16 protein-coding genes and 1 tRNA gene are annotated in these 15,162 nt (G+C 70.6%); 10 read left to right on the top strand and 7 right to left on the bottom strand.

Features of this window, described 5'->3' with window-relative positions; genetic code table 11:
* Positions 1 to 2: 2 nt before the first annotated feature.
* Positions 3 to 227: a hypothetical protein gene (locus tag B7C62_15090; protein ID ARF73440.1), complete on the top strand. Its 225-nt coding sequence runs from the start codon at positions 3 to 5 to the stop codon at positions 225 to 227.
* Here B7C62_15090 and B7C62_15085 read toward each other — a convergent pair.
* Together B7C62_15085 and B7C62_15080 are read right to left on the bottom strand one after the other, a co-directional pair.
* A tRNA-Pro gene (locus tag B7C62_15085) sits at positions 209 to 282 on the bottom strand. The genes B7C62_15090 and B7C62_15085 overlap by 19 nt on opposite strands.
* Before the next feature lie 142 nt (positions 283 to 424).
* Entirely contained in the window at positions 425 to 1,363 is a 939-nt protein-coding gene (locus tag B7C62_15080; GenBank protein ID ARF73439.1) for a metallophosphoesterase, read from the bottom strand.
* A 79-nt stretch (positions 1,364 to 1,442) separates the two neighbouring features.
* Between B7C62_15080 and B7C62_15075 the strand changes: the two genes are divergently transcribed.
* A complete protein-coding gene (locus B7C62_15075; protein ID ARF73438.1) occupies positions 1,443 to 1,907 on the top strand; it encodes a glutamyl-tRNA amidotransferase in 465 nt (154 codons plus the stop codon).
* 136 nt (positions 1,908 to 2,043) lie between these two features.
* On the opposite strand, the gene B7C62_15070 is transcribed toward B7C62_15075, so the two are convergent.
* A complete protein-coding gene (locus B7C62_15070; protein ID ARF73437.1) occupies positions 2,044 to 4,311 on the bottom strand; it encodes a penicillin-binding protein in 2,268 nt (755 codons plus the stop codon).
* Between the two features lie 266 nt (positions 4,312 to 4,577).
* Between B7C62_15070 and B7C62_15065 the strand changes: the two genes are divergently transcribed.
* The gene (locus tag B7C62_15065) at positions 4,578 to 4,799 is read left to right on the top strand and encodes a hypothetical protein (protein ARF77176.1); all 222 of its coding nucleotides are present in this window, start codon (positions 4,578 to 4,580) and stop codon (positions 4,797 to 4,799) included.
* Positions 4,690 to 5,091: a hypothetical protein gene (locus tag B7C62_15060; GenBank protein ARF73436.1), complete on the top strand. Its 402-nt coding sequence runs from the start codon at positions 4,690 to 4,692 to the stop codon at positions 5,089 to 5,091. The genes B7C62_15065 and B7C62_15060 overlap by 110 nt, the downstream gene beginning before the upstream one ends.
* A gap of 120 nt (positions 5,092 to 5,211) precedes the next feature.
* Here the strand turns inward: B7C62_15060 and B7C62_15055 are convergent, their stop codons facing one another.
* Together B7C62_15055 and B7C62_15050 are read right to left on the bottom strand one after the other, a co-directional pair.
* Positions 5,212 to 6,636 carry an anion-transporting ATPase gene (locus B7C62_15055; protein ARF77175.1) on the bottom strand — a complete coding sequence of 475 codons (1,425 nt, stop codon included), beginning with the start codon at positions 6,634 to 6,636 and terminating at the stop codon, positions 5,212 to 5,214.
* A 155-nt stretch (positions 6,637 to 6,791) separates the two neighbouring features.
* Positions 6,792 to 7,766 (bottom strand): ATPase, encoded by a 975-nt coding sequence (locus B7C62_15050; GenBank protein ARF73435.1) that lies wholly within the window; start codon positions 7,764 to 7,766, stop codon positions 6,792 to 6,794.
* A 230-nt stretch (positions 7,767 to 7,996) separates the two neighbouring features.
* Between B7C62_15050 and B7C62_15045 the strand changes: the two genes are divergently transcribed.
* The 3 genes from B7C62_15045 (at position 7,997) to B7C62_15035 (ending at position 10,390) form a co-directional block, all read left to right on the top strand.
* On the top strand, positions 7,997 to 8,467 hold the full coding sequence (locus tag B7C62_15045; protein ARF73434.1) for a LysR family transcriptional regulator: 471 nt from the start codon (positions 7,997 to 7,999) through the stop codon (positions 8,465 to 8,467).
* A gap of 193 nt (positions 8,468 to 8,660) precedes the next feature.
* Entirely contained in the window at positions 8,661 to 9,563 is a 903-nt protein-coding gene (locus B7C62_15040) for an NUDIX hydrolase (GenBank protein ID ARF73433.1), read from the top strand.
* Entirely contained in the window at positions 9,560 to 10,390 is an 831-nt protein-coding gene (locus tag B7C62_15035; GenBank protein ID ARF73432.1) for an MBL fold metallo-hydrolase, read from the top strand. The genes B7C62_15040 and B7C62_15035 overlap by 4 nt, the downstream gene beginning before the upstream one ends.
* A gap of 131 nt (positions 10,391 to 10,521) precedes the next feature.
* On the opposite strand, the gene B7C62_15030 is transcribed toward B7C62_15035, so the two are convergent.
* Entirely contained in the window at positions 10,522 to 11,196 is a 675-nt protein-coding gene (locus B7C62_15030) for a Crp/Fnr family transcriptional regulator (GenBank protein ARF73431.1), read from the bottom strand.
* Positions 11,197 to 11,793: 597 nt separating this feature from the next.
* Between B7C62_15030 and B7C62_15025 the strand changes: the two genes are divergently transcribed.
* The 3 genes from B7C62_15025 (at position 11,794) to B7C62_15015 (ending at position 14,813) form a co-directional block, all read left to right on the top strand.
* On the top strand, positions 11,794 to 12,540 hold the full coding sequence (locus B7C62_15025; GenBank protein ID ARF77174.1) for an endonuclease III: 747 nt from the start codon (positions 11,794 to 11,796) through the stop codon (positions 12,538 to 12,540).
* Positions 12,541 to 12,817: 277 nt separating this feature from the next.
* Positions 12,818 to 13,519 carry a coenzyme A pyrophosphatase gene (locus tag B7C62_15020; GenBank protein ID ARF77173.1) on the top strand — a complete coding sequence of 234 codons (702 nt, stop codon included), beginning with the start codon at positions 12,818 to 12,820 and terminating at the stop codon, positions 13,517 to 13,519.
* An 88-nt stretch (positions 13,520 to 13,607) separates the two neighbouring features.
* The gene (locus B7C62_15015; GenBank protein ID ARF73430.1) at positions 13,608 to 14,813 is read left to right on the top strand and encodes a serine protease; all 1,206 of its coding nucleotides are present in this window, start codon (positions 13,608 to 13,610) and stop codon (positions 14,811 to 14,813) included.
* 100 nt (positions 14,814 to 14,913) lie between these two features.
* Here B7C62_15015 and B7C62_15010 read toward each other — a convergent pair whose 3' ends face one another.
* Positions 14,914 to 15,147, bottom strand: a complete 234-nt coding sequence (locus B7C62_15010; GenBank protein ID ARF73429.1) for a hypothetical protein — start codon at positions 15,145 to 15,147, stop codon at positions 14,914 to 14,916.
* Between the last annotated feature and the right edge of the window lie 15 nt (positions 15,148 to 15,162).

The following is a 15,162-nucleotide window of genomic DNA, read 5'->3' as shown; positions in this document are numbered from 1 at the left end:
CGGTGCGTCGGACGACCAGAGCGTACGCGGACGGGGCCGCCCTACGAGAGCTGTTGCCCCGAATCGTCGAACCGCCGAACCGCTTCGGGAGCCAACGGGAACCCGGACCCCGAGACCGGCACCCGAATGGCACCCAGGGCGGCCCGGGAACGAGTCAGGGGCCTGATCCGATTTCTCGGATCAGGCCCCTGACCTGGTCTTACAGCTGTCGGGGTGGCGGGATTTGAACCCACGACCTCTTCGTCCCGAACGAAGCGCGCTGCCAAGCTGCGCTACACCCCGATGCCCACCGGTCTCCCGGCGACATCGATTACTTTAGCCCACCTGCGGCCGGAGGCGAAATCCGCTTTCTCCGCCGCCCCCGGCCCCGCCGCCCCTGCCCCGCAGCCTCAGGCAGGGCCCGGGCCCTGCGGCGGCCCGCCCCTCACTCCCGCCCCGTGAGCGTCAGCAGGGTGGCCTCCGGGGGGCAGGCGAAGCGGACCGGGGTATAGCGGTTGGTGCCGCAGCCCGCGGAGACATGGAGGTAGGCGCGGTGGGTGCCCGTCGTGTGGGTGGAGAGGCCCTTGACCCGGTCGGTGTCCAGGTCGCAGTTGGTGACCAGGGCGCCGTAGAACGGGATGCACAGCTGGCCGCCGTGGGTGTGGCCCGCCAGGATCAGGGGGTAGCCGTCGGCCGTGAAGGCTTCCAGGGAGCGCAGGTACGGGGCGTGGACCACGCCGATGGAGAGGTCGGCACCGGTCTCCGGGCCGCCCTGGACCTCCGCGTAACGGTCGCGCTTGATGTGCGGGTCGTCCAGGCCCGTGAACGCGATCTCCATGCCGTCCAGCTTGAGCCGGCCCCGGGTGTTCGACAGGTTCAGCCAGCCCGCCGCGTCGAAGGCGTCCCGCATCGGCTCCCACGGGTTGTGGACGGCGCCGACGACGGGCTCGTTGCCGTTGAGGCCGTGCCTGCCCTGGAGCTTCTCCAGGAGATAGCGGCCGGGGTTGCGCAGCCTCGGGCCGTAGTAGTCGTTGGAGCCGAAGACGTACACCCCCGGGAACTCCATCAGCGGGCCGAGCGCGTCCAGCACCTCGGGCACGGCCTCCGGGTCGGAGAGGTTGTCGCCCGTGTTCACGACGAAGTCGGGGCGCAGGCCCGCCAGCGACTGGAGCCAGGCGCGCTTCTTGCGCTGACCGCTCACCATGTGGATGTCGGACACCTGGAGGACGCGCAACGGACGTGCCCCGTGCGGGAGTACGGGAACGGTGACCCGTCGCAGGCGGAACGAGCGGGCCTCGAATCCGGCGGCGTAGGCGAGGCCGGCGGCACCGACCGCCGCTCCGACTGCCGTGACTTTCAGGGGGACTCCGTAGCGTGCGCGCATCTGTCCATCGTCGCAGACACGGTGCCTGGAGTGGAAAACCGGAGGGCGGCGGACAGCCCGCACCTGTCACAATCACGGCATGACCACGCTCAAGTCCAAGCTCAAGGAAGACCTCCACACGGCCATGAAGGCGCGTGACGAGCTGACCTCGTCCACCCTTCGGCTCACCCTCACCGCGATCACCAAGGAAGAGGTCAGCGGCACGTCGGCGCGCGAGCTCTCCGACGACGAGGTGCTGAAGGTGATCGCCAAGGAGGCGAAGAAGCGCCGGGAGGCGGCCGAGGCGTTCGCCCAGGGCGGCCGGGCCGAGCAGGCGGAGCGGGAGAAGGCGGAGGGCGAGCTGCTGGAGGGGTACCTGCCCAAGCAGCTCACCGACGACGAGCTGAACGCGATCGTGGCGTCCGCCGTCGAGGAGGCCAGGGCCGCCGGGGCCGAGGGGCCGCGTGCCATGGGCGCCGTCATGAAGATCGTCAACCCGAAGGTCGCCGGTCTCGCCGAGGGCGGCCGCGTCGCCGCCGCGGTGAAGAAGCTCCTCGCGGGCTGAGCCCGTACAGCGGAGCTCGTACAGCTGAGCCCGTACGCCCCAGCCGTACAGCTCATTCCGTACAGCTGATCGCGCACCAGAGGGCGCCCCGGTCCGATGAACGGACCGGGGCGCCCTCCTGTATGTGACCGACGCGTCAGGGGCCGGACCTGCCGCCGCCCTCCTGGCCCCCGTCGCCGCCCCCGCCGATCAGGCCGGGCGGAAGCTGGATGCCGGGGGTCCGGTCGCCGCGGCCGGGCTTGTTGTCCTCGCGGTCACCGTCGCCTCCGCGGTCGCCGCCACGGTCGCGGTCGCCGTCGCCGTCACCCTCCTCGTCCTTGTCCTCCTTCTCCTTGCCCCGGGGGACAGCGATCGGGTTGAACGAAGGGGTCTCCGACGCGTTCAGCGCGCCGGTCATGGCGATGCGCCAGATCGGGCCGGGGAGGCAGCCGCCGCAGACCTTGGCGTAGTACTGGCCGCCGATGGTGACGTTGTACATCGAGCTCTTCTCGCCGACGTCGTCACCGACCCACACCGCGGTGGAGAGGTTCGGGGTGTACCCGACGAACCAGGCGTCCTTGCGGTCGTTCGTCGTACCGGTCTTGCCCGCGTTGTCCCGGTCGCTCAGTCCGGCCCGCGTACCGGTGCCGTCCTCGACGACGCCCTTGAGCATCTGGTTGATGGTGTCCGCGGTCTTCTCGCTCATCGCCCGCGAGCAGGACGTCTTGGGCACGGGGAGCTTCTTGCCCTGCGGGTCCTTGATGGACTCGATGGCGACGGGCGTGCAGTACGTGCCCCGGTTGGCGAAGGTCGCGTACGCGGACGCCATCGAGAGCGGGGTGCTGTCGACGCTTCCCAGGGTGGCCGCGGGCCGCTCCAGGATCTCCTTGCCGTCACCGCGCTCGTAACCCACGTTCTTCGCCATGGTGAGCGTCTCGCAGAGGCCGGCCTTCTGCTCCAGCAGTGCGAAGTAGGTGTTGATGGACTTGCCGAGCGCGCTCGTCATGTCCCAGGTGCCGACCTCGGACTCCAGCTCGTTCTGGAGGTCCCAGTTCTGGTTTCCGGCGGGAGCCCCGTCACAGGTCCGGTAGGAGCTCTCCGGCACGCTGAGCTTCCAGCCCGAGGAGAACGTCTGGGCCGGGCTGATGCCCTTCTCCAGCGCCGCGGCCGCGGTGAACGGCTTGAACGTCGAGCCGACCTGGAAGCCGTAGGTGCTGCCGCCCATCTTGTTGCTGACGCCGAGGTTGAGCACGGTCTCGTTCTGCTTCTGGTCCAGGCCGTACGGGCGCGACTGGCCCATGGCGAGGATCTTGCCGCTGCCCGGCTGCACCTGCACCACGGAGGCCGCGAACTTGTCCGCCTTGCTGACCTTGGCGGTGGCCGCCTCGTTGGTCGCCTTCTGGGCCCGCGGGTCCAGCGTGGTCCTGATGGTCAGGCCGCCGAGGTTCCAGAGCTTCGTGCGCTCCTCCTCGGTCTTGCCGAACGCGGGGTCGGTCAGGATCGTCTTGCGTACGTAGTCGCAGAAGAAGCCGGAGCCGCTGACGGCCGTGATGCAGCCGTTCTTCGGCTTGCTGACCTTCAGCTTGATCGGGGCCGCGATGGCCTTCTCGGCCTCGGCCTGCGAGATGGCCTTGGTGGCGGCCATCCGGGTCAGCACGATGTTGCGGCGCTTGGTGGCCTCCTCCGTGTCGTTGACCGGGTCGTACCGGGTCGGCGACTGGACGATGCCGGCGAGCAGCGCCGCCTCACCCACCTCCAGGTCCTTGGCGCGCTTGGAGAAGTAGCGCTGGGAGGCGGCCTCGACGCCGTACGCCTGCTGTCCGAAGAACGTGATGTTGAGGTAGTTCTCCAGGATCTTCTTCTTGCCGAGCTCTTCCTCGACCTGGATCGCGTACTTCAGTTCACGGACCTTGCGGCCGATCGTCTGCTCGGTGGCCTGCGCGACCTTCTCCTGGTCGTCGCCCGCCTCCTCCACGAAGACGTTCTTCACGTACTGCTGGGTGAGGGTCGACGCGCCCTGCGCGGTCCCGCCCGTCTGCACGTTGCGGTTCATCGCGCGCAGGATGCCCTTGAGGTCGATCGCCCCGTGCTCGTAGAAGCGGGAGTCCTCGATCGCGATGATCGCGGCCTGCATGTACGGCGAGATGTCCTTGAGCGGGACCACCGTGCGGTCACGGGAGTAGACGGTCGCGATCGCACCGCCCTCGCTGTCCAGGATCGTGGTCCGCTGGCTGAGCGGCGGAGTCTTGAGGTTGGAGGGGATCTCGTCGAACCCTTCGACCGTCCCCTTGGCGGCGAGCCCCAGCGCTCCGGCTGCGGGCAGCGCGATTCCTGCCAGGACAGCTCCGGAGAGCGCGGCGACACCGAGGAATTTGGCGGCCTGCTGGGTCGTGGTGAGACCCCCGCCCGAGCGCTTCTTTGGCATGGGGGCAGCCTACGTTCTCATTCACCGGACAGGCGTACGGGCCTTGGCCTAAGCTGTTCTCAACTGTCACAGCAGTCCGGTTCCGTATCAACCCCCCTGCCATCCCATGCGCCTCTTCTGGTCATTCTTCTCCCGGCCGACGCACAGATGAGCCACACATCGCGGCGCTCCCGAAATCGCCCCGTGTGTCACTGAAAGTCCGTTGCCATTCGGGTGTACTGTCCCGTTTTCGCGGAGTTAGTCGCGCATGTCTTCCCCTCACTCCCCTGGGTGATCTGCCGCATACGCATAGTCCGTTCGGACCATTCAAGATTGGGCCCGAAGGGGGTGTTGTGCTGTCCCCGCCTTCCGTAACGTCCTCAACTGGCAGCGGTGAATATGCCGCTACCGCCGTGGGGGAGCCTCGATTCGGGAGAGGACGGCGCCGGCATGGGCTGGGTAACCGACTGGAGTGCGCAGGCAGCCTGCCGCACTACCGATCCGGATGAACTGTTCGTACAAGGGGCAGCGCAGAACAGGGCCAAGGCGGTGTGCACCGGATGCCCGGTGCGGACCGAGTGCCTGGCCGACGCGCTGGACAATCGCGTCGAGTTCGGCGTGTGGGGGGGAATGACGGAGCGGGAGCGCCGCGCACTGCTGCGCCGTCGGCCCACCGTCACGTCCTGGCGTCGCCTGCTGGAGACCGCGCGCAGCGAGTACGAGCGGTCCACCGGCATGCTGCCCGCGGTGATCGGGCTGGAGGACGACGAGCTGCACGAGACGTACGCCGCTGTGGGGTAGGGCAGGACGGTCGTCGGGGTACGACGGCCGGTCGGTTGGTTGGTCGTCTCGCGCTCGCGGTCGGTTGGCCGTCCGGGTCGGGACGATGCCCGTGTGTCTGGTGCTGGCTGTGGGCGGTGGCTACGCCGCTCCGGCCGGGGACGGCGGGGCCGAGTCGGTCCGGCCGGTCGCCAAGCGGTCGCCGATGGCCCGCAGACCGTCCAGGTCGTGTACGTCTCCGGGGAGCGCGGCCACCGCGGTCACCGGGACCTCCGGGTGCAGCTCGGTGAAGCGGTCACGCGTGTGCTGTTCGCGGGCGACGACCTGCATGCGCTCGGCGTGCAGGCGCAGCAGACCCGCCGTCAGTTCGTCGACGTCCACAGGGGCAACGGCGGTGTTCTCTGTACGCGGCTCGTGATTCTGCTGGTCCTGGTCCTGGTCCAGCTGATCGGGGTTCGCGGGGTCCTTGTGCTGGGGTTCGTCGTGCTGGGTCTCGTGCGCGTGCCCGAGGGAGAGCGACGGCTCGACGGCTTCGGGGGCGGTGACCGCCGGGTCGGGGGTCGTGAGGTCACTGTCGGGGGCCTTCAGGTCACCAAGGCCAGCTTTCCCGGCGGTCTGATCCACAATGCGGGTGTCGTCAAGATTTTCTGCGGCGGCCAGCGCCTGCTCGGCGGAGAGCCGGGAAGCCTCGCTGCCGTGCGCCCGGTTGAGGACGAGACCGGCCAGCGGCATGTCCTCCGCCGCCAGCCGCTCCACGAAGTAGGCGGCCTCGCGCAGTGCGTCCCGCTCGGGGGTCGCGACCACGAGGAAGGCCGTACCGGGGGCCTGGAGCAGCTTGTACGTGGCGTCCGCGCGGCTGCGGAAGCCGCCGAACATGGTGTCCATCGCGGCGACGAACGTCTGCACGTCCCGCAGGAACTGCCCGCCCAGCAGCTTGCCCAGCGTCCCGGTCATCATCGACATACCGACATTGAGGAACTTCATCCCGGCCCGGCCGCCCACCTTCGCGGGCGCCATCAGCAGCCGGATGAACTTCCCGTCCAGGAACGAGCCGAGCCGTTTCGGGGCGTCCAGGAAGTCCAGCGCGGAGCGCGAGGGCGGGGTGTCGACGATGATCAGGTCCCACTCGTCGCGCGCCCGCAGCTGCCCGAGCTTCTCCATCGCCATGTACTCCTGCGTACCGGCGAACCCGGCCGACAGGGACTGGTAGAAGGGGTTCTCCAGGATCGCGCGGGCCCTCTCCGCGTCCGCGTGGGCCTCCACGGTCTCGTCGAAGGTCCGCTTCATGTCCAGCATCATGGCGTGCAGTTCGCCCTCGCCCGCGATGCCGTCGACCCGGCGCGGGACGTTGTCCAGCTGGTCGATGCCCATGGACTGGGCGAGTCGGCGGGCCGGGTCGATGGTGAGGACGACGACCTTCCGGCCGCGCTCGGCCGCCCGTACGCCGAGGGCGGCGGCGGTCGTCGTCTTGCCGACGCCGCCGGAGCCGCAGCAGACGATGATCCGGATGTCCGGGTCGTCGAGCAGCGCGTCGGTGTCCAGCCCGGGAACGGTCTCCGGGGGCAGGCCGGAGGCGTCTTCTTTTACGCCCTCTTCTTTTACGCCCGTTTTTTTCGCGCCTGCCTCTTTTGCGCCTGCTTCTTTCGCGCCTGCCTTTACGTCGGCTGCTTTTACGTCGGCCGCAGCCCTTGTCGCTTCCTTCGCGCCCGCCGCAGCCCCTGTCATGAATCCGTCCCTTCCCCTACGCCCTGCTTACGGAGCTCCGTGGCCAGGTCGTGCAGCGCGGCGAGGTCCACCCCGTCGCCGATCAGCGGGAGCTCGGCCGTGGGCAGGCCGAGCCCGGCCAGTACGGCGCGTTGCTCACGCTCCAGGCCGACGCGCTGGGCGTGTTCGGCCGCCTGCTCGATCAGGGGCCGTACGAGGGCGGCGGAACCGGTCACCCCGGCGCGGGTCAGCGTCTTGGCGATCTCCTTGCGGCGGCCGGTCGCGGCGGTGCGCAGGGTCTCCTCGTCGACCAGGTGCGGGCGCACCATGTTCACGATGACGCGGCCCACGGGCAGGTCGGCGGCGCGCAGTTCGGCGATGCCGTCCGCGGTCTCCTGGACCGGCATCTCCTCCAGGAGGGTCACCAGGTGGACGGCGGTCTGCGGGGACTTCAGGACCCGCATCACGGCCTGGGCCTGGTTGTGTATCGGGCCGATCCTGGCCAGCCCCGCGACCTCGTCGTTCACGTTCAGGAAGCGCGTGACGCGGCCGGTCGGCGGGGCGTCCATGATCACGTGGTCGTAGACGTACCGGCCCTGCCTGTCCTTGCGGCGTACGGCTTCGCACGCCTTGCCGGTCAGCAGGACGTCCCGCACCCCGGGCGCGATGGTGGTGGCGAAGTCGATCGCGCCGAGCTTCTTCAGCGCCCGGCCCGCGCCGCCGAGCTTGTAGAACATCTGGAGGTAGTCGAGGAGCGCGAGCTCGGCGTCGATCGCCAGCGCGTGCACCTCGCCGCCGCCCGGCGCGACCGCGATTCTGCGCTCCTCATAGGGCAACGCGTCGGCACCGAAGAGCTGCGCGATGCCCTGTCTGCCCTCGACCTCGACGAGGAGGGTGCGCCTGCCCTCGGTCGCGAGGGCGAGCGCGAGGGCGGCGGCGACCGTGGTCTTACCGGTGCCGCCCTTGCCGCTGACGACCTGGAACCTGCTCACGTATTCGAGCCTAACCAGTCCGGCCCCGGCCTACGCACGGGACCGTACGTGCCAGGCGTTACAGTCGGGCCCATGACCAAGTGGGAATACGCGACCGTGCCCCTTCTCGTGCACGCGACCAAGCAGATTCTGGACACCTGGGGCGAGGACGGCTGGGAGCTGGTCCAGGTCGTTCCCGGCCCGAACAACCCCGAGCAGCTCGTGGCCTACCTGAAGCGGGAGAAGGCGTAGTGGCGGGCGCCGTCGAGGCACAGCTCGCTGAGCTCGGCCTGACCCTGCCCGCCGTCGTGCCGCCGCTGGCCTCGTACCAGCCGGCCGTGCAGTCCGGGGTGTACGTGTACACCTCGGGCCAGCTGCCGATGGTGGACGGCAAGCTCGCCGTCACCGGCAAGGTCGGCGCCGAGGTCACGCCGGACGAGGCGAAGGAGCTCGCGAAGACCTGCGCGCTCAACGCCCTGGCCGCCGTGAAGTCGGTCGCCGGTGACCTGGACCGGATCAAGCGCGTGGTGAAGGTCGTGGGCTTCGTCGCCTCGGCGTCCGACTTCACCGGGCAGCCCGCCGTGATCAACGGTGCGAGCGAGCTGCTGGGCGCGGTCCTGGGCGACAAGGGCGTGCACGCGCGCAGCGCCGTCGGCGTCGCCGTACTGCCGCTGGACGCCCCGGTGGAGGTCGAGGTCCAGGTCGAGCTCGTCGACGCCTGAGCCGTACGAACCTGCCCACCGCCCTTTTCCGCTGTACGCATGCGATCCCGTCCGGTCCTGTGACCGGGCGGGATCGCATGCGTACAGGGGGTGCGCGGGGGTGCGTACGGGGAGTGTGTACGGGGTGTGTCGGCGAGCCACGATGATCACGGCGCCTCTCGAACATCGGCGCGGTTCCGGATAGCCTCCGGCCATGTCCCAAGGTCAGTGGTACCCCCCGGAATGGCCCGACCGGATCAGGGCGCTCGCCGCCGGTGAGCTGACGGCCGTGGCACCCCGGCGGGCCGCCACCGTGATGCTGCTCCGCGATCCGGGGGCGGAGAGCGGCGGTGCGACGGCCGGTCCCGTCGTGCACATGCTGCGTCGGCGGACCTCCATGGCGTTCGCCGGAGGCGCGTACGCCTATCCGGGTGGGGGTGTCGATCCGCGCGACGACGACCGGCTGATCGGGTGGGCCGGGCCCCCTCTGGAGCAGTGGGCCGCCCGGCTCGGTGTGGCGACGGCCGCCGAGGCGCAGGCCGTCGTCTGTGCGGCGGTGCGGGAGACGTTCGAGGAGGCGGGGGTCCTGCTCGCCGGGGAGACCGCCGGGACGGTGGTCAGCGATACGACCGGGGCCGACTGGGAGGCCGACCGCGAGGCGCTGGTCGCCCGGGACCTGTCCTTCGCGGAGTTCCTGGACCGGCGCGGGCTGCTGCTCCGCTCGGACCTGCTGGGCGCCTGGGCGCGGTGGATCACCCCGGAGTTCGAACCGAGGCGGTACGACACCTGGTTCTTCGTCGCCGCGCTCCCCGAGGGGCAGCGCACCCGGGCCGTCTCCACGGAGGCGGACCGCACGGTGTGGATCGCCCCGGCGGAGGCGGCCCGCCGCTACGACCTGGGCGAGCTGCTGATGATGCCGCCCACCGTGTCGACGCTGCGGGCCCTGACGCCGTACAGGACGGCCGCCGAGGCGCTCGGGGCGGCGGAGGGCCAGGACATGGCTCCCGTACTCGCGCAGGCCCGTCTGGAGGGGGATGAGCTGGTGCTGAGCTGGCCCGGACACGACGAGTTCACCAAGCACGTGCCGACGGCGGGCGAGGGCGGTGGTCCGGCATGACCGACGCAGCGGCCCTCCCCGGGCAGCCGCGCGGAGTCGTGGCCTCCGGTCCAGCGACCGCCCGTACGGTCAACGTCCTCGCGCCGAACCCGTCCGCGATGACGCTCGACGGCACGAACACCTGGATCGTCGCCGAGCCCGGCTCCGCCCTCGCGGTCGTCATCGACCCCGGGCCGCTCGACGACGTACACCTGAGGGCCGTGATCGACGCGGTGGAGCGGTCCGGGCGGCGCGTGGCCCTCACTCTGCTCACGCACGGCCACCCTGATCACGCGGAGGGCGCGGGGCGGTTCGCCGAGCTGACGGGGACGAAGGTACGGGCCCTGGACCCGGCGCTGCGGCTGGGGGACGAGGGTCTCGGGGCGGGCGATGTGATCACTACCGGGGGGCTGGAGCTGCGCGTGGTCCCGACGCCGGGCCACACCGCGGACTCGCTCTCGTTCCATCTGCCCGCCGACCGGGCGGTGCTGACGGGCGACACGATCCTGGGACGCGGTACGACGGTGGTCGCGCACCCGGACGGGCGGCTCGGGGACTACCTGGACTCGCTCAGGCGGCTGCGTTCGCTGACGGTCGACGACGGCGTGCACACGGTGCTGCCGGGCCACGGGCCGGTCCTGGAGGATGCGCAGGGGGCCGTGGAGTTCTATCTGGCCCACCGTGCGCACCGGCTGGCCCAGGTGGAGACGGCGGTGGAGGCGGGGCTCCGTACGCCGTCGGACGTGGTGGCCCGGGTGTACGCGGATGTGGACCGCTCCCTGTGGCCGGCCGCCGAGCTGTCGGTACGGGCACAGCTGGAGTACCTCGCCGGGCACGGGCTCATCTGAAGGCACCCGCGTGGCCCTGTAGGGCTCGCGTGAACGTAATAGAGGCTCGCGCGTCAACGGGTAAGGGCCCGTGCCGACCGGACGTACTCCGGTCGGCACGGGCCCTTCGTGCGTCGGCTCACCTGACGGGGTCAGCGCGAGCGCTTGGCCAGCCGCTCCACGTCCAGCAGGATGACCGCGCGGGCCTCCAGGCGCAGCCAGCCACGGCCCGCGAAGTCCGCGAGGGCCTTGTTGACCGTCTCGCGGGAGGCGCCGACCAGCTGGGCCAGCTCCTCCTGGGTGAGGTCGTGGACGACGTGGATGCCTTCCTCCGACTGCACGCCGAAGCGGCGCGACAGGTCCAGGAGGGCGCGGGCGACCCGGCCCGGCACATCGGAGAAGACCAGGTCGGACATCTGGTCGTTGGTCTTGCGCAGGCGCCGGGCGACGGCGCGCAGCAGCGCGGTGGCCACCTCGGGCCGGGCGTTGAGCCAGGGCTGGAGGTCGCCGTGGCCGAGGCCGAGGAGCTTGACCTCGGTCAGCGCGGAGGCGGTCGCCGTACGCGGGCCGGGGTCGAAGAGCGAGAGCTCACCGATCAGCTCGCCGGGGCCGAGCACGGCCAGCATGTTCTCGCGCCCGTCGGGCGAGGTGCGGTGGAGCTTCACCTTGCCCTCGGTGACCACGTACAGGCGGTCACCCTGGTCGCCCTCGTGGAAAAGCGCGTCGCCGCGCGCGAGGGTCACCTCACTCATCGAGGCGCGGAGCTCCGCGGCCTGCTCGTCATCGAGCGCCGCGAAAAGCGGGGCGCGCCGCAGAACGTCGTCCACGAGTTCTCTCCTTGTCGGCCTGTTCAGGGAACCGTGGTCCCCATCATGCCGGACGGTAAAACAGTGCGATCAATCACAAACCAGTTTGACGCACGGGCGTGCCGCTCCCTACGGCAGGGGGCCGATCGGGGGTGGATACGCGGTGACCGGGGCGGTTGTCAGTGGCGGGCTCTAGGCTGGCCGGGTGTCCAGAATGCCGGGGAGTACACGGGCCGAGGGGGCTGATGGAGTGTCGGGGAAGCGCGATTCCGCTGTGGGCGAACACTCCCCGGTTCGCCCGGAGAGTGCCGCAAATGGCTCTCCCCCGGAGGGCCGGGGAGGCCGGTCCGGAACCGGAAGTCGGCCAGGAGGTCCGCAGTGACATCGTCAGAGTCCGGAACGAAACCCAGGGCGTCCAGGGAGCCCAGGTCGGCCAGGACAGCCAAGGCACCCGGCGCTCCGAAGGCGCCTGCGGCCTCGAAGGCCCCTGCGGTCACCAAGGGCACCAAGGGCACTAAGGACGCCAAGGTCCCCGCGGCCTCGAAAGCCCCCAGGGCCCCCAAGGCGCCCAAGGACCTCAAGGCGCCCAAGATCCCCAAGGGCGAGTCGCACCTCGCGCTGGTCCGCCGCGCCCGCCGGATCAACCGGGAGCTCGCCGAGGTCTATCCGTACGCCCACCCCGAGCTGGACTTCCGCAACCCCTTCGAGCTGCTCGTCGCCACGGTCCTCTCCGCCCAGACCACCGACCTGAGGGTCAACCAGACCACCCCCGCGCTCTTCGCCGCCTACCCGACGCCCGAGGACATGGCGGCGGCCGTCCCGGAGGAGATGGAGGAGCTGATCCGGCCGACCGGCTTCTTCCGGGCCAAGACGAAGTCCCTCCTCGGCCTCTCCGCCGCCCTGAGGGACGACTTCGGCGGCGAGGTCCCCGGCCGTCTGGAGGACCTGGTCAAACTGCCCGGCGTCGGCCGCAAGACCGCCAATGTCGTGCTGGGCAATGCGTTCGGCGTACCGGGGATCACTGTCGACACGCACTTCGGCCGACTGGTCCGGCGCTGGAAGTGGACGGACGAGGAGGACCCGGTGAAGGTCGAGGCGGTGATCGCCGACATCTTCCCCAAGAGCGAGTGGACGATGCTCTCGCACCGCGTGATCTTCCACGGCCGCCGGATCTGCCACTCCCGGAAACCGGCCTGCGGCGCCTGCCCCATCGCGCCGCTCTGCCCTTCGTACGGTGAGGGGGAGACCGACCCCGAGAAGGCCCGGAAGCTCCTGAAGTACGAGATGGGCGGCTACCCGGGCCAGCGGCTCAGCCCGCCCCCCGACTTCCCGGGCAAGCCCGCTCCCGCGCTGGGAGCCGTATGAGGGAACCGCCGCATCGGGCACCCTCCGGACGGCGCTCCGGACGGACTTCCGGACGGCACTCCGGGCGATCCTCCGGACGAACGACGAAATGGCTCGGAACGAAATGGCCGACGACAGGCGTTGTGAAACAAGGGGAACGAGGGGGGTGCCGATGACGCACACGCACACGGATACACAGCACACGGATACACATCCGCACACCGGTCCACACCCGCACACGGGGACACCGGACACCCACGCGGATGTCCGCGACACCCACGCGGATGTCCGCGCGGACATCCCCGCCGATGCCCGCGCGGCAGCCGCCCCCGGCGCGATCGACGTCACCACCGACGGCCTGCCCGCCTGGCTCGACCCCGTGGCCCGGGCCGCCCGCAGCGTCCGCCCGCAGCAGCTCAGCCGCTTCCTGCCGCCCGAGAGCGGAGCGGGCAGGCAGTCCGCCGTCCTGGTCCTCTTCGGGGAGGGGGCGCGCGGTCCCGAGCTGCTGCTCATGGAGCGCTCCGGCACCCTGCGCTCGCACGCCGGACAGCCCTCCTTCCCCGGCGGCTCCCTCGACCCCGAGGACGGCGACCAGGCCACCACCGGGCCGCTGCGGGCCGCGCTGCGCGAGGCCGAGGAGGAGACCGGCCTCGATCCCCGGGGCGTCCAGCTCTTCGGCGTACTGCCCCGGCTGTACATCCCGGTCAGCAGCTTCGTCGTGACGCCCGTCCTCGGCTGGTGGCGGGCGCCCAGCCCGGTCGGGGTGGTCGATCCGGCCGAGACGGCCCGGGTCTTCACCGTTCCCGTGGCGGATCTCACGGACCCGGCCAACCGGGCCATGGCCGTCCATCCGAGCGGGCACAGCGGCCCCGCGTTCCTGGTCGAATCGGCCCTGGTCTGGGGATTCACGGCCGGAGTGATCGACCGCATCCTGCACTACGCGGGCTGGGAACGCCCGTGGGACCGGGCCAGACAGGTGCCGCTCGACTGGCGCGCATGACACGCTGGCTGCTGCTGCGCTGTTCCGGGCCCGGCCCGGACCCCGTCACCACCGACGGGCAGGTGACGAAACTGCGAGGCTATAGACGGTGAACGTGCTCGACATCCTGCTGCTGCTCGCCGCCGTCTGGTTCGCGGTCATCGGCTACCGCCAGGGTTTTGTCGTCGGCATCCTGTCGGTGATCGGCTTCCTGGGCGGCGGCCTCGTCGCCGTCTACCTGCTCCCGATCATCTGGGACCGGGTGACCGACGGGTCCGAGGTCTCCACCACGACCGCCATCGTCGCGGTCGTCATCGTGATCGTCTGCGCCTCCGTCGGCCAGGCATTCACCACCCACCTGGGCAACAGACTGCGCCGGTACATCACGTGGTCGCCCGTGCGCGCCCTGGACGCCACCGGCGGCGCCCTGGTCAACGTCGTGGCGATGCTGCTGGTGGCCTGGCTGATCGGGCTGCTGCTGGCCAACACCACGCTGCCGCCCATCAGCAAGCAGGCCCGCAACTCCTCGGTGCTGCTCGGGGTCAGCCGGGTGATGCCCCAGCAGGCGCCCAACTGGTTCAAGGACTTCACCTCCGTCCTGGCGCAGAACGGCTTCCCGCAGGTCTTCAGCCCCTTCGCCAACGAGCCGATCACCGAGGTCAGGGCCCCGGACCCGGCACTGGTGGGCAGTCCGGTCGCCGCGCGCGCCAAGAAGTCGATCGTCAAGGTCGTGGGTACGGCCCCGAGCTGCGGCAAGGTCCTCGAAGGCACCGGCTTCGTCTTCGCCGAGCGCCGCGTGATGACCAACGCCCATGTCGTCGGCGGCGTCGAGGAGCCCACCGTGCAGATCGGCGGCGAGGGGCGGCTCTACGACGCGAAGGTGGTCCTGTACGACTGGCAGCGCGACATCGCGGTCCTGGACGTGCCCGACCTCAGGGCCACCCCCCTGGAGTTCACCGGCGCGGACGACGACGCGGAGAGCGGCGACAGCGCGATCGTCGCGGGCTTCCCGGAGAACGGCGCGTACGACGTGCGCTCCGCCCGCGTCCGCGCCCGTATCGACGCCAACGGCCCCGACATCTACCAGCGGGGCACCGTCCGCCGCGATGTCTACTCCCTCTACGCGACCGTGCGCCAGGGCAACTCGGGCGGCCCGCTGCTCACTCCGGACGGCAAGGTGTACGGGGTGGTCTTCGCCAAGTCGCTCGACGACGCGGACACCGGTTACGCGCTGACGGCCGACGAGATCCGCGAGGACATCGAGATCGGCCGCACGGCCAACCAGCAGGTCGACAGCCAGGGCTGCGCCCTCTGAGCCGTGCGGGCGGCCAGGCAGGCGAAGCCTGTCATGGGTGACTGAAGGCCCCCGTCGGTCCGTTGTGCGCGGACCGGCGGGGGCGGGGTGTCAGGAGTGATCAGCTACGGGGGTGGCGCAGCCGCGCCGAGACCCAGCGGGCCCGACGGCGGAGGATGCGCGAGATCCCGAGCCGGTGCGGACCGGGACGGTGGGTCCCGGGCCGCTGAGGATGAAGGTCCTGCACATCGTGCACCCGGCCCAGGGGGCCGCCCCCCTCATGAGTGCTCGCACCCGCTGACGCGGTGGAGCGGCGGTTGCGTGCTTCGTCAGTGAAGTCGTGCGTCCAGCCCATACCCCGACGTCTGCC

The sequence above is a fragment of the Kitasatospora albolonga genome, from assembly GCA_002082585.1.
GTDB classification, from domain to species: Bacteria; Actinomycetota; Actinomycetes; order Streptomycetales; family Streptomycetaceae; genus Streptomyces; species Streptomyces stephensoniae.
This window is presented reverse-complemented; position numbering and strand designations above follow the sequence as displayed.

Excerpts from the sequence above, each read along its gene's own strand:
- B7C62_15075 (ARF73438.1), top strand. The coding sequence starts at position 1,443 with ATGACCACGCTCAAGTCCAAGCTCAAGGAAGACCTCCACACGGCCATG.
- B7C62_15080 (ARF73439.1), bottom strand. The coding sequence starts at position 1,363 with ATGCGCGCACGCTACGGAGTCCCCCTGAAAGTCACGGCAGTCGGAGCG.
- B7C62_15060 (ARF73436.1), top strand. The coding sequence starts at position 4,690 with ATGCCGCTACCGCCGTGGGGGAGCCTCGATTCGGGAGAGGACGGCGCC.
- B7C62_15070 (ARF73437.1), bottom strand. The coding sequence starts at position 4,311 with ATGCCAAAGAAGCGCTCGGGCGGGGGTCTCACCACGACCCAGCAGGCC.
- B7C62_15040 (ARF73433.1), top strand. The coding sequence starts at position 8,661 with ATGTCCCAAGGTCAGTGGTACCCCCCGGAATGGCCCGACCGGATCAGG.
- B7C62_15010 (ARF73429.1), bottom strand. The coding sequence starts at position 15,147 with ATGGGCTGGACGCACGACTTCACTGACGAAGCACGCAACCGCCGCTCC.
- B7C62_15035 (ARF73432.1), top strand. The coding sequence starts at position 9,560 with ATGACCGACGCAGCGGCCCTCCCCGGGCAGCCGCGCGGAGTCGTGGCC.